General features: G+C 56.1%; 13 protein-coding genes and 1 pseudogene. 4 read left to right on the plus strand and 10 right to left on the minus strand.

Going from position 1 to position 13,572, the window contains the following annotated elements:
• Positions 1–14 precede the first annotated feature (14 nt).
• The 3 genes from GOB85_RS00510 to GOB85_RS00520 form a co-directional block, all read right to left on the minus strand.
• Positions 15–605, minus strand: a complete 591-nt coding sequence (locus GOB85_RS00510; protein ID WP_173575660.1) for a CarD family transcriptional regulator — start codon at positions 603–605, stop codon at positions 15–17.
• A 202-nt stretch (positions 606–807) separates the two neighbouring features.
• On the minus strand, positions 808–2,397 hold the full coding sequence (locus GOB85_RS00515) for a porin family protein (RefSeq protein ID WP_242011179.1): 1,590 nt from the start codon (positions 2,395–2,397) through the stop codon (positions 808–810).
• 332 nt (positions 2,398–2,729) lie between these two features.
• Complete coding sequence (locus GOB85_RS00520) at positions 2,730–3,605, minus strand: bestrophin family protein (RefSeq protein ID WP_173575661.1); 876 nt, start codon at positions 3,603–3,605, stop codon at positions 2,730–2,732.
• Between the two features lie 309 nt (positions 3,606–3,914).
• On the opposite strand from GOB85_RS00520, the gene fghA reads away from it, so the two are divergent.
• Entirely contained in the window at positions 3,915–4,763 is an 849-nt protein-coding gene (fghA, locus tag GOB85_RS00525) for an S-formylglutathione hydrolase (RefSeq protein WP_173575662.1), read from the plus strand.
• A 14-nt stretch (positions 4,764–4,777) separates the two neighbouring features.
• Here the strand turns inward: fghA and GOB85_RS00530 are convergent, their stop codons facing one another.
• Positions 4,778–5,494, minus strand: a complete 717-nt coding sequence (locus tag GOB85_RS00530) for an HAD hydrolase-like protein (protein ID WP_173575663.1) — start codon at positions 5,492–5,494, stop codon at positions 4,778–4,780.
• A gap of 167 nt (positions 5,495–5,661) precedes the next feature.
• Here GOB85_RS00530 and GOB85_RS00535 point away from each other — a divergent pair, with 167 nt between their 5' ends.
• Positions 5,662–6,048 carry a VOC family protein gene (locus GOB85_RS00535; protein ID WP_173575664.1) on the plus strand — a complete coding sequence of 129 codons (387 nt, stop codon included), beginning with the start codon at positions 5,662–5,664 and terminating at the stop codon, positions 6,046–6,048.
• Between the two features lie 259 nt (positions 6,049–6,307).
• On the opposite strand, the pseudogene GOB85_RS00540 reads toward GOB85_RS00535, so the two are convergent.
• A pseudogene (locus GOB85_RS00540) lies at positions 6,308–6,656 on the minus strand (transposase); the annotation flags it as partial.
• 152 nt (positions 6,657–6,808) lie between these two features.
• Here GOB85_RS00540 and dcm point away from each other — a divergent pair.
• Entirely contained in the window at positions 6,809–8,056 is a 1,248-nt protein-coding gene (dcm, locus tag GOB85_RS00545; RefSeq protein WP_173575665.1) for a DNA (cytosine-5-)-methyltransferase, read from the plus strand.
• A 5-nt stretch (positions 8,057–8,061) separates the two neighbouring features.
• The gene (locus GOB85_RS00550; RefSeq protein ID WP_338421613.1) at positions 8,062–8,511 is read left to right on the plus strand and encodes a very short patch repair endonuclease; all 450 of its coding nucleotides are present in this window, start codon (positions 8,062–8,064) and stop codon (positions 8,509–8,511) included.
• Between the two features lie 326 nt (positions 8,512–8,837).
• Here GOB85_RS00550 and GOB85_RS00555 read toward each other — a convergent pair whose 3' ends face one another.
• The 5 genes from GOB85_RS00555 to GOB85_RS00575 all read right to left on the minus strand — a co-directional run bounded on the left by GOB85_RS00555 (position 8,838) and on the right by GOB85_RS00575 (position 13,572).
• Complete coding sequence (locus tag GOB85_RS00555) at positions 8,838–9,704, minus strand: oxygenase MpaB family protein (RefSeq protein WP_173575667.1); 867 nt, start codon at positions 9,702–9,704, stop codon at positions 8,838–8,840.
• A 215-nt stretch (positions 9,705–9,919) separates the two neighbouring features.
• On the minus strand, positions 9,920–10,519 hold the full coding sequence (locus GOB85_RS00560) for a PqiC family protein (protein WP_173575668.1): 600 nt from the start codon (positions 10,517–10,519) through the stop codon (positions 9,920–9,922).
• A 53-nt stretch (positions 10,520–10,572) separates the two neighbouring features.
• A complete protein-coding gene (locus GOB85_RS00565; protein WP_173575669.1) occupies positions 10,573–11,559 on the minus strand; it encodes an MlaD family protein in 987 nt (328 codons plus the stop codon).
• Positions 11,549–12,391 carry an ABC transporter ATP-binding protein gene (locus GOB85_RS00570; RefSeq protein ID WP_173575670.1) on the minus strand — a complete coding sequence of 281 codons (843 nt, stop codon included), beginning with the start codon at positions 12,389–12,391 and terminating at the stop codon, positions 11,549–11,551. Before GOB85_RS00570 ends, GOB85_RS00565 begins: the two co-directional genes overlap by 11 nt.
• Entirely contained in the window at positions 12,391–13,572 is a 1,182-nt protein-coding gene (locus GOB85_RS00575) for an ABC transporter permease (RefSeq protein ID WP_173575671.1), read from the minus strand. Before GOB85_RS00575 ends, GOB85_RS00570 begins: the two co-directional genes overlap by 1 nt.

Below are 13,572 nucleotides of genomic sequence, written 5' to 3' on the forward strand. Positions count from 1 at the left end.
CGGAAATCCTGTAATCAGGCTGCTTTCATCACAGCAGTCAGCGACTGCAGCACATCGGAAGGCTCTTTCTTTTCGAGAACAGCGACTTCCGCCACAAAGCGTTCCTGAGCAGCTTCGAACAGCTTACGCTCAGAGAAGCTGCCATCCAGGCTGTCAACATTACGACGCAGATCACGCAGAACCTCGGCGATCTGCACCAGATCTCCCGAATTGATTTTTTCCTGATACGCGACGGCGCGACGGGCCCACATACCTTTACTGACGTGCGGCTTGCCTTTGATGATGGCCATTGCCTTGTCAACAATTTCTCGGGACACGATCTTGCGAAGCCCTGCTTTGCGGGCTTTCGCGAGCGGGATACGAAGCGTCATCTGATTTCCGGGGAAGGAAATCTGGATGACTTCCAGCTTCGTGCCCGCGATTTCATCAATGCCGATACGGTCAACGCGACCGACGCCATGAGCGGCATAAACGATAGAATCACCTTCCTGGAAGGGATCCTCATCTTTGACTTTAGTCTTCGCCTGTGCGGCCGTCGTTGCGGCTGCTGTGCGTGCCATGGCGTCTGTGACGCCGCCCTTCGGTGGAGATCTGAATGTGCTCATAGCGCCTGTCTTTAACACAAAAACACGCTCATGTCTCGGGGGCCATGTCAAACACCATGAAGGGCGGATGACCTGTAACCGCTGATGGCATCCGGATATACCAGAACGGAAAGGCATAATGGCATCGGATTACCCCATGAACATTACGCCAACGTTCAGAATTACGAAACGTTCCCGAAATTTTTACTTTCAGGTGCCTCTGTCAGAAGAAAAGTACCGCACCGCCGGATGCTGAATTGTCTTTAGCCTTGTTGCCATTATGCGCTGATGATTCCGTGTGCGCATATTCGCCGACAAGCTGGAGCCAGTCTGTAATTTTGTAAAATAACGCGCCAACTTCAGACTCATTGCGCTTCACGAGATCAGGATCGAGTTCCATCGGTCCCTGGTAGAGGTTACTGACACCGTAGCTGCCCACCAGCCTGAGTCTCTTCGTGACTGAATAAGCGCCCTGAACGTAGAATCCTTCTGAGTCACGTTTCCGACCATCCGCGGCAATGCCGTCAAAAAACAGTCCTGTCGTACCCAGACCGCTGCCGCGATAGTAGTACGCTACGCCCTCAAAACCTTTATACGACAGCTTCGTGCCTATTTCGCCGGCTTCAACCGTTGCTCCTCGGCCGGTGGACTGTGCCAGGATACTGGACGTCAGACGCTGCTGATGTTGCGCGAGGAATCCGGCCCAGATCCGTCCCTTGAGATCACCGGCGGTGAAGTCATACGAGAACTTGCCCTGAACCATGGGCGAACTGTGATACGTGGATGTGGCGGACGAGCCGTCACCTGCAAAATTGAATTCATCCAGCGGCTGAAAAATACCGACTGAACCCTGCAGGCCATGCCAGACAGGGGAAGCGTAAGAGATTTGCGGTATCCAGTCCGCATACACATAACCGACACCGATGCGGCCGAGCGATGTATTGCCAGGTGCCGCATTGCTGCCTGTGGAACCAACGCTGAGCAGCGTGGCGTCGAACAGGATCGCATCCGATCCGAACAGGGCGATGTCGCGTCCGACCTTGAACGTGCCCCATTTTTTGTTGCCGGCCGTGATGTAAATCTGACGAAAATCGAGGCCGGCTGTTCCGAGACCAACCGGACTGCCGCCCGTATTGGCGTTGAATGCACCGTTTGTGGCGTTATCGATACCCGGATACATGCCGAACACAGCCGCCAGATCAATCCCCTCCTGCGTGGTCGTGATCTTGGTGATCAGACCGGCGGGGAGAAGGCCGTTACGGACAGCGGAGGCATCGAATTTGTTGCCGCCCGCGCCTGTCGAGACGCCACCGGCGACCGTCTGCCCGGTTGAAGGGCTGTTATAGGTATAAAATCCGTTCACGAAGCCGGAGAGGTTGATGGCGATCTCTCCCGCCTGAAAGGTCAGACCTTTGCCTGGAACGTATTTCGCAACATGAACAAGACCAGGATCATGTACAGCCTGCTGCGCCGCGAGCATCGAATCGTGCGCCGACCGGGCACTGGCAGCGGCATTGTTCGCTGCATCCCGCGCATCAACAAAAACCGGGGTAACGTCCGGGGACGCATCATGTGTCCTGGCATGACGCATATCGGCAGCATAACGGGTGCCTGTACCGCTTTCGCTGGTTCCGCGCGCGCCTCTGGCTGATCGGGCCGGCCCGTCATCATCACGGTCCAGAGACGGATGCGAATGATGCAGATGTTTCGTGAGAAGGGTGCCGTATTCCCCTTTGGTCAGACTTCCCTTGGCGCGAAGAATATCAAGCAGATCGGTGTAATCATCGGCTCTGGCGGCCTGCGAACATGTCATAGCGGAGAGACCGGCCAGAACCGTTGCTGTCAGCAGTGCACCTCCGAAACAGCTCCTGCCATTCCGGAGCAAAAAGACGGATTTCCCACGCCGTGATCGATTCTGTTTGTGCGTTCCGGAAGACGGCGCTGCCTCAATCACGATAACCTGGTCCTTCAGCTACAGCGTCCTGTCTCTGCTGCATGGCGGACTAAATGTCATCGACACAACAGATCTTACCGGGACACCCAGCAAACAAACGTCATAAAGGATCAAATTCTGACAGAATGGTAACGTGGTCAACATTCCGCGTGGCAGTTGAACATCTTGTGATCCGTAGTGCGACTTTTACGTCACGGCTGGATCCCGTTTTCTATCCTGACGGGCGGGCCGGGCTGCTCACCAATGGACTGCAGCAGGTCGGTTTCGATCGTGCGCGCCATGGATGCCATAGGAAGAGCGTGTGGAGAATTGCTGAACGGTTCCTGGAGGTCTGCGCCTGTCTTATCGAGTACGATGAAAAGCAATCCGACAAGGGACGACCCGAGAGGTGTGACCCACCCGAGCGTCTGCACAGTCGAGATTGGCAGGACAATACAGAAAAGGTTGGCCAGCGCACGTGGCACTACGGAATACTGGATCGGCAGCGGCGTTTTCCGGATGCGTTCCAGGCCTCCCTGGGCATTGGCAAGATCTGAGAGCATTCGATCGATCTGTCCATGCAGGGCACCGTCGATCCCGAGCCGGGTCGCTTCTTCGGTCACACCGATACCGAGTTGCACAAGAATGCCATTCGGCTGATTGGTCCATCCTTTAATCCGTGCGGCCATTTCCGGTGCGAGCAGTCGATTCACATCGTCTGAGCCGTCGACCTCACCCAGAGCCGAGCGCAAGGCGTGCGGATAAGCGGCCATGGCACGCACCAGATCACGACGGCCGCCGAGAATTGAAACGACCTGCCTGCCAAAGGAGCGCGAATCATTGGTCACGGCGCCCCATAGTGTCCGTCCCTCCCACCAGCGTGCGTAGGCGCTGTTGTTACGGACCCCCATGAACAGCGCCAGAGCCGAACCGATAAGGGAAATGGGGAGGGTCGGGATCTCCATCCATTCCTGGTGAAAGAGCTGGTAGAGCATCACGACCACGAAATCCCACGCTCCCAGGAGAAGCAGGATACCGATGCTCTCGCGGAGCAATATAGTCAGGCCGATCCGTTTATTAACGATCATCCTGCAATGCCATCCTTTACCTTTCGGAGCTGATGACGGATTTTATGCCGGTCAGCTTCAATGCGTTCGTTTCGTCAGACATTTTTGTTGGCATAGCTTCGCCGCCCCGACAACGCCACTCAGGGGCGGATGATGGTCCCGACTATTGTTTGTCATGATGCAGACATGCCAGCGTAAAGCGTGACAGCGCCTGACAATTCGGGCTGAACGGCATCATCCGGAAACCGGAGACGGGTGCATCACGTGTCACATCGGACTAAGATGTCCATGATCGCGAATGCCCGGGATCGGAAACGAAGGAACTCTGTCATGGCCCTTACGACACATTCCGAACATATCTGTGACGGCGGGCAGATCGGATTTTACAGCCATCAGTCCGAAGAACTTGATCTCGTCGCCAGCTTTGGCGCCTTCATTCCACAGGAAGCCACGCGAGAGAAACCCGTTCCGGTCATTCATGTGCTGGCGGGGCTTACATGCAACCATGAGACATTTCTAACCAAGTCGGGCATTGTGCGGTTCGCCGCACAACATGGCATGGCGCTCATCGCAACTGACACGTCACCACGTGGCTCGAACACTCCGGGCGAGGCGGAAAGCTGGGATATTGGTGTCGGCGCCGGATTTTATCTTGATGCAACACAGGCCCCCTGGCGCGCTCATTATCGGATGGGGAGTTATCTTGACCGGGAATTACCCGCAGTGACCGAGGCTGTTTTTCCGATCGATGGAACGCGGCGTGGCATCATGGGACACTCGATGGGCGGTCACGGCGCGCTCGTCCACGCCCTGAGCCGGCCCGACCTGTGGAAATCGGTATCAGCCTTTGCACCGATTGTACATCCGGCTGTTGTTCCATGGGGTGAAAAAGCCTTCACGACTTACCTGGGACCGGACCAGACAGGGTGGGCGGATCACGACGCGACACTACTGCTCACAGCAGGTCATACGCATCCGACGACGATCCTGATCGATCAGGGCAACGCTGATCAGTTTCTGGAGAAACAACTGCAACCGTGGCACATTGAAGGAGCGGCGAAGGCGGCCGGACAAAAGCTCGAACTGCGTCGCCATGCCGGATATGACCACTCTTACTGGTTCATTCAGAGCTTCGCTGAGGATCATCTGAAGCACCATGCAGCCATCCTGAAAGGGTAACGCATGGCACGGGGTTACGCTGGATTTTTCTGATGGATGTGAAGCATCTCGGCTGCGAGTTGCGCCGTGATGCGCGCGGGAAGATCGTCCGGTTCGGCGACAATCGCTTCGGGAGCGGCATCTTCGAGTTCGCCCTTGCCGCTGTAGCCCCAGCGGACACCGAGGGCGCGGATATTGTTGGCGTGCGCACCGGAGATATCAAAGCGGCGATCTCCGATCATGATGGCACGGTGATTGTCGATTTCATGGTCACGCAGGACTGCGGCGATGAGTTCCGGTTTTTCCGCACCGCTGTCATCGGGCCGGGCACCGTAGACTTCAGTAAAGTACCCGAGCAGGTCGTTCTGGTTAAGGATGGCGCGGGCGAGAGCCGCGGGTTTTGAAGTGGCGATGAACAGGCGCGCGCCAGTGCCGCAGACTGTTTTGATAACCTCGCGCATACCGGCGAAGACGGGGGTGCGTTTCATGCCGCTGGCTTCGTAATTCCGGCGGTAGAACTCCATAGCCTCATCGCAACGTGTATCGTTGTAATGCAGAAGGATTTCACCAATGAGATCACGGAGCGGAGGGCCGACGACCCAGTTGAGATCGTGATCCAGGTCTGGTTTGTGGCCAAGATCTCTCAGGGTACTGTGGATGCTGTCGATGATGCCGGTCCGCGAGTCCACTATGGTTCCGTCCAGATCGAAGAGGATGGCTGATCCGGGAAGAGGATTATCGGAGAGAGTCATGACAGGGCATTATTCCATCAGTGGTCAGCCCAGCATATCGCGGGTTTCCATTATTGGCGATTCAGGGGCGAAGGGACGCGAAGACCATATGCCTGACGACCTGTTTCCGGGGTAGCCGGACTCTGTTTCAAATGGCAGGCTTTGTTTGGTCACAAAGGAGGCATTTGATGTTCAGTCATATCATGCTTGGTAGTAATGATATTGAGCGGTCCAAAAAGTTTTACGATGCGATTTTTGAATCGATTAGTATACCGCCGTCTGAGGTAAACGCGAAAGGCCGACTGGTTTACGCTCATCACAAGGAGCGTCTTGTGATTGGAAAGCCGATTAACGGAAAACTGGCAACGCCTGCAAATGGCGGAACGATCGGGTTTGCGGTGGATAGCGCTGAGCACGTCGAGGCCTGGCACCGGGCCGGTGTGGCAAATGGTGGTGAAGCCGTTGAAGATCCGCCTGGGATTCGGAAAACAGCGACCGGGGATCTTTACCTGGCGTATCTGCGGGATCCTGACGGGAACAAGCTTTGCGCGATGTACCCGATGCCGGTTGGGTGATGTCCGCAACAGGAGGCGTGGTTTCTGACCACGTGCTCCTGACCGGGTTTTTGATTCTGTGTGCAGACATGGCAGGCAGTTCCATTACGAACCAACAAGGTTTGCTATGTGAATAGTTTTCGGATGTCAGTGTCTCACCTGGAATGCACGTGGATAATAAGTTTGAGTGATATCAGTCTTCTGTGATTCAACATCTGCTGAACTCACTCAATGCATATTCGGTCAGCCCCTCAGAGCCTGCTTCGAAAGTTATTCAGCACTAACGATACCTTGCGGTTCTGCGGGTGAGCATGCGGATCGAGGCTGTCAAACTCCGGGCGGCGGACGAGGCAGTGGATTTTTCCCAATCTCTGGCGAGCCGTCCGCAGCGACCGGGCCATGCGAAGTTTCGTTCGACAATCTATCGGCCAGGCAAAACCTCGAACCCCTGATGATCGCGATGGCCCATTCGCTCATGCCGACGAGGGCAGAGCGCAATGTGTCGCCTGCGTAGCCACCATCGGCAAAGATATGCCGAAACCACGGGAGGCGCCTGCGTATCGCTGCCAGCACATCGACAGCCCGTCACGATCCTGAATGTCCGCGGCATGGACACGGAAGAAGATCAGGCAGGAGCGCCCGGTTCACTCGTCGGAAAAATGTCTCACACGCTTTGAAACCAACAGACGTGCTTGTTCCGGGGGCCTTAAAGGGGTTGGTGTAAGACCTTGTATTTCTGGGTGGTGCGCGACACCATGTCACAAAATGGCCCGGAGATAGGATGCTGGACAACGAGTTTTCCAGGCTGCTGGCGCAGACGGGGCTGACTGTGAATGAGGCAGCCGAGGCTCTGGGATGTAGCTTGCGGCAGATTTATCGCTGGGATCATGGGAGCTCTGTGCCCCGGGAAACGGTTCTCCGGATGTTGCGGTCACTGGCTGAAAACCGGCTGAGTCAGAAAGTATCCACGCAATTTACGTTCATTGATCTTTTTGCCGGCATTGGCGGATTGCGTCGGGGCTTCGATGCGGTCGGGGGGCGTTGCGTCTTTACATCAGAATGGAACAAATTTTCACAACAGACCTACGTGGCAAATTTCCCGGACAACCGATCGATTGAAGGCGATATTACGCAGGTTGAGACAACAAATATTCCCGATCATGACGTTCTGGTGGCGGGTTTTCCATGCCAGCCGTTTTCTATTGCCGGGGTTTCAAAGAAGAACTCTTTGGGGCGTAGTCATGGTTTTGCCTGTGAGGCACAGGGTACGTTGTTCTTTGACGTTGCCCGCATTCTGAAAGACAAGAAGCCCGCAGCTTTTCTTCTGGAGAACGTGAAGAACCTGCAAAGCCATGATCATGGAAGAACTTTTGAGGTTATTCTTCGTACACTGAGGGACGAGCTGGGTTATCGCGTCTGGCATCGGGTGATCGATGCGAAGCATTGTCTGCCACAGCATCGCGAGCGTATTGCGATTGTTGGTTTTCGTGAGGATGTACCGTTCTCCTGGGATGATTTGCTATTGCCGGAGAAAGGATTGTTTCGACTTCGGGATATTTTGCATCCGGAAGACGGCTCTGAATCGGTCGAAGAGCCCTACACGATAGCACCCGGCGGGATGGTGAACCCGAAATATGTCCTGACCGATAAATTATGGGCTTATTTGAAAAACTATGCATCAAAACATAAGGCAGCCGGAAACGGGTTCGGATTTGGCCTGGTGGGACCGGATGATGTTACGCGGACGCTTTCGGCACGGTATTATAAAGATGGCTCTGAAATTCTTATTGACCGGGGAGCCGACAGAAATCCAAGACGTCTGACACCTCGGGAATGTGCCCGACTGATGGGATATCCCGATGATTTCCGGATTCCGGTTTCAGATACGCAAGCGTATAAACAGTTTGGAAATTCAGTAGCAGTGCCGGTTTTTGCAGAAGTCGCACGCGTGATGTTGCCTCATATTCTGGCACTCTTGCAAAAAGAGAAGTCATCACAGGCGACAGATGTGATAGCTGAGGTAATCTGATTGTGGTGGATGTTCATGATCCGGCCACGAGAAGTCGGAATATGGCTGCGATTCGGGGAAGTCATACGAAACCGGAAATCATGATCCGGAAGACACTGCATGCGGCGGGATTTCGATTCCGGCTTCACGTGCGGGATCTTCCGGGAAAACCTGATCTTGTTTTCCCTAAGTATCAGGCAGTTATTTTTGTAAATGGATGTTTCTGGCATCATCACGACTGTCATCTTTTCAAGTGGCCCGCGACACGCGATGCATTCTGGCGGGAGAAAATCGGGCGCAATGTAGAGAATGATGCGATGTCTGTGACCCGTTTGCAGGCAATGGGCTGGCGGGTTGCAACGGTCTGGGAATGTGCTTTGAGGGGTAAAAACCGGCTGGCGCCAACGGTTGTCACAGAAAGACTTACTGCATGGCTGAAATCAGACAATGAAACTCTGACGGTGCGGGGCGAATGAGGTAATTTGCTTGCCTGACAATAACGACGTCCATTGGTAATAGACGTAAGTTATTATCCCGATGTCCGGGATGATCCTGAAAAGCGATTCCTTAGTCAGAATTGTTAGTAATAAACGGGAAGCGCGTCACTATAGATGAGAATTTAGTAAAACCGATCTATTTAAAGATTCAGGAGAACGGTTTTGCCGTCATGCGGGATTGTGCGGGACCGGAAGTCAGTCGCGCGTGCTGCTGGCATACACAATTGAATGCATTTTGCACCACAGTCGCAGTGAACATGGATGATCTCCATGGGTAGAGTGAAAATATCCCGTTTCATTGCCGGTCATGGACGGAAGGCCCACCGAATCGCTTCCGCAGCGCCAAATGTTGCTGCCCCGATCAGGGGCGCTCCCGGTCCGGATGACGACAGACCATGCATCTCACGCGCCCAGGATGGAAGCATGTCGATAGCGGCCTGTGTGAGCAGGCGACGCGACATATTTCCGCCAGGAAAAATCGACGTGCCTTCGAGCAGGAGACGGGAAACCTGATGGCTGCGGTCGTCGCTCCGGAGTTCATTACGCCTGTCGTTGATCTGTTGACGGGCTTCGCATTCCGAGGTCGGAACGGGCGCCGCGCCGAGCAGATTACCCAATTGGGCCATTTCGAGAAAATACCGGTCACGCTCTTTCCCGCTCATACCGGGTTCGGCAAAGCGGTTCCAGGCGGCGAGAAAACTGGTAGTTTCGGTGAGGTGGACCCAGGCGAGAAGCCTGGGGTCGCTGGCACGATAGGGTGTTCCATCGGGTAGCGTGCCGGTGACGTGATCGTGGATTGCTCTGACCCGTGCGATGGCGGCCAGAGCGTCCCGACGGTGACCATAGGTTGTGACGGCGATAAAGCGGGCGGTGCGGCGCAAGCGTCCATCCATATCGTCACGAAAACCGGAGTGATCCCAGACGCCGGCGAGGACGGCAGGATGGAGCATCTGCATCAGCAGAGCTGCAATACCTCCAACGGTCATGGAAACGACGTCGCCATGGACGCGTCTGGCGACATGGCCGGGAGGAAACAGCGCGTCAGTCTGGCGGATAACGGGACTTTCGCCCCGGCTGCGATCGTTAAAGACATCAGAAATACGGCGGGCAAGCTGCTGTTTCAGCAGTTTGCTGCCCGGGAGCTGTGGCAGTCGGGGTAATAAGGACGGCATGCGACAACTTCCTGGCAACTATATCTGAATCATATCGGCAGGAAGCGGCGCAGTGCAACGAAGCCATTGCTGCTGACGAGGGAAAGTGCGCCTCCGGTTGGTTATGAACCCGGAAACCGAAACTCAGCCACTTTTCCCGGAAGAGGGCCTATGAATACGGATGTTAGTGGTCATACGTCCGGACCGTTCTGAAAGACCCTTTTTTGCTATCAGCTTTACAGTCGGGCTGGCAGGCTTTGTGTAATCCTGTCACTCAGCTGCCGGATCAGAGTGTTCGTTAGCGTTACAATGTTAGCATCGGTTTTTGACGGACCGGAAACTGAGATGGTGCCGCGCTGAAGCTGTCCTTCCGGCTGGTGTTCATCTGCCGGAATGACAGCCCAGCTTGCTTCCAGGATCGCAGTTCCGGATGCTGCAACGTCCAGACGGGTAATGCTGATTGCCAGTCGCGCAGTTGCTGGCCCTGTCAGAGATTGTCCGGTTACGAAGATATCCGGGCGGGCAGAACCAACTCTGGCAACGATAAAATCCGTGATGCCATCGGAAAGCCGTTCAGCCCAGCGGCCATTCGGGCTGCGGTCCAGAGACTGGCCGTTCCGAACAACGATGTCCTGTGTGTCGAGATAATCAGGCAGTGAGACACGGCGAATCTCAAGCACGGGCGTTCCGGGAGCGACGAGGCCCTGAGCCTGACCGGCTGGCGTAGCCGCCCCCCCCAGCGTGTAAAGCTGGAGCGGAGGCCCGGCGCAGGCAGACAGGGAGACGGAGAAAAACAGTGCCGCGGCCGAAAAACCGACTTTCTTTCTGGTGAGCATGCTCATCTCCCGAAACGATGAACGAAGACCTCTGGCAGTCACGATCGAATGGATCATCTCTTGCGTCCCATCAGAAGAAGCTGCGGGTTGCGCTCGACATCGCTTGCGAAACCCCGAAGCGAAGCCGCGGCGGCGGCGATATCACGGAGCGCGGAATCCAGATTGTCACGATCGGAAGAACGGGGAGAGAGCATTCCCTGAACGCTTTCCAGTGTTTTGCGGGCCTGATCGGTAGCTTTGGTGGCGCTTGTCAGCGTCTGGTGCAGATCGGTTCCGCGTGCTTCGAGCTGCGCGTTGCTCGTGCGCATCAGCTTGTCCATATTGAGGAGAGTGGTGTCGAGTTTACCCTGCAGATCGTTGATAGCCCGTGTTGCGGCTTTGAGGGTTTCCTGAGAGTCCTGTGACGACTGTCGCAGACTCGCGACAAGTGGCGGAAGATCAGAATCAAGATTACGGGCGACCTCACGGATCGAGAGGACGGCTTCGTTCGCGTTGTCCGAAAGTTCTTTCAGTGGCAGATCCTGCAGGCTGTCTTTGATCTTCTGAATGGCGGATTCATGTGTCGGGATTTCCGGCAGATCGCTTACATGCGGATGAAATTCCGCCGGAGAACCCGGATAGAAATCCAGGTTGATATTCACCGTGCCGGTGACGAAGCTCTGCATGTTCTGTTCGGCGCGCAGACCGTGGGCCACGGTTTCGCGCAGGTCGAGATTACGCGACGGGAAGCCGGGAGACTTCATGACGTGGACCTGTTTCGGATCCAGGCTGATATCCACGGGAATATAGGCGTGGCGGGTAGCGGGGTCATAGCGCAGGGTGACGCTGTCGACAGAGCCTACGCGGACGCCGCGGAAGGTGACGGGGGCACCGACGGACAGGCCGCTGACGGAGTTCTGGAATACGATGACGGCATGCCTGTTTTTTGAGAACAAACTGACATTGCCGAAGAAGATGAGGGCGCCCAGACCGAGGGCGACACCGCCGACAACGAAGCTGCCAACAAGGGTCTGTTTGCCGATCCCTGATTTATTTGCCATTGGCGTTCTGACCTTTTCTGGCTGTATCGGCCCCGGCCGGTTCTGTTCTGGCTTCGCGGTTCATGAAGGCGTGGACCTGAGGATCGGTGCAGTGATCACGCAGGTCGCGGGGTGAGCCATGCGCGATCGGTTTTTTTGTCCGGGCGTCGAGGAAAATTCCGTCATCGGCAATAGCGAACAGGCTGGGGAGTTCGTGACTGACAATGATGATGGTGGCACCGAGACCGTCTCTGAGCGTCAGAATGAGATCGTCCAGGCGGGCAGAGGTAACGGGATCCAGGCCGGCTGAAGGTTCATCAAAGAACAGGACATCCGGATCGAGTGCCATGGCACGGGCGAGACCGGCGCGTTTGCACATACCCCCGGAGATTTCGGAGGGATAGAGGTCAATGGCATGGGAAAGTCCGACGAGGCCGAGTTTCATTTCGACGAGATGGCGGATCATGTCTTTATTAAGGCGCGTGAACATTTCCAGAGGGAGGGAGATGTTTTCTCCGACAGTCATGGAACTCCACAACGCACCGCTCTGGAAAAGGACGCCAAAGCGGCGATTCAGGGCTGTCCGATGACTGTCAGGGCCTGACCAGTAATCGTCGCCGTCCACGGAGTATTTCCCGCTCATAGGGCGGAGGAGGCCAACCATACTCCGCAGGATCGTGCTTTTACCGCAGCCGGAGCCGCCCATGATTGCGAAGATCGAACCACGCCGAACGTCGAGGGAAACATCGCTCTGGATGACCTTCGTGCCGTAGCCGATGGTGATGTCGCGCAGGGAAAGGAGGGCATCGTCTTCCGGTTTACGCGCTGTTTCTCTTGTCTGCCCGTCTGCCATCAGATGTCCAGTATGTTGGCGATGACGGCGAAAACAGCATCAAGTGCGATGACGCCGACGATGCCGACAACGACGGCGCGGGTGGCGGCCGTGCCGACATCAGCGGCACTGCGGCCTGCGCTGAGGCCGATCTGGCAGGAGGTCAGGCCGATCATGATGGCGAACACGATTGATTTCGCGAAACCGAATTCGAACTGATGCAGGTCGATGGCGCCGAGTGTCTGGTTGAGATAACCCGCACCGGTCACGTCAGGGAGCATGCCGGTGGCGACCACGTAGCCACCGATAATGCTCATGCCGCAGCCATAGAGATAGAGCAGCGGCATCATCAGCATGAGTGACAGAATCGACGGCAAAAGAATGTAGCTGGAAACGGGGATGCCGAAGACTCTCAGTGCGTCGATTTCCTCGTTACCGAGCATGGTAGCGATGCGGGCGGCGTAGGCACCACCGGTACGGCCGGCCATGATGATGGCGGTCATGACAGCGGAGAGTTCGCGGACACAGGCGATGCCGACGAGGTTGGCAACGTACATGTCGGCAGAGAATTTGCGAAGCTGCACGGCACCGACAAAGGCAAGAATGGCGCCTATGAGGAAGTTAACGACGCTGACGATGAGAAGCGCGGACGGTCCGGCATCGAAGATGTTCACGAACAGGTCACGCAGGCGCATGCCGCCATGCCCGGAAAGGGCTTTGATTGAGCCCCGTGCGGTCTCTGCACCCAGTTCTGTCAGGGCACCAACTTCCTGAAGTGTGTCGAGTGCGATGATGCCTGTGGTCTGCAGCGGGGCGAAGGGACGTTGCTGGTGTTTCGCCGGTGGTTCGGGCTCGGCGGGCAGCAGAGCGAAAAGGCGCTGCACGCCATCTGGTAGCTGGGCAAGATCGAAGGCCATGTTCGCTTTTGCGGCGGCCTGTTTCACTGTCCAGAGAAAGGAGACGAGGGAGGAATCCCATTGTCCAAGCCCGCTGACGTCAACATGAAGCGTCTGCGTGGCGGCAGCAGCATGAGATGGCGTCAGAGCGCCAGCCGGGATGGAGAGGGTCGCGCCGTCATCAATGGTCCAGCGCCCACGCACGACCAGGGTCGTGTCGTTTGCTTCAGACTTCACTGTCCATTCAGGAGGACTGTCGGCGCTGCTGTGGTCCGCCGGTGAGCTATTGGGTTCGTGGTCCGTCAT

This window comes from Acetobacter fallax (assembly GCF_011516735.1).
Classification (GTDB): Bacteria; Pseudomonadota; Alphaproteobacteria; order Acetobacterales; family Acetobacteraceae; genus Acetobacter; species Acetobacter fallax.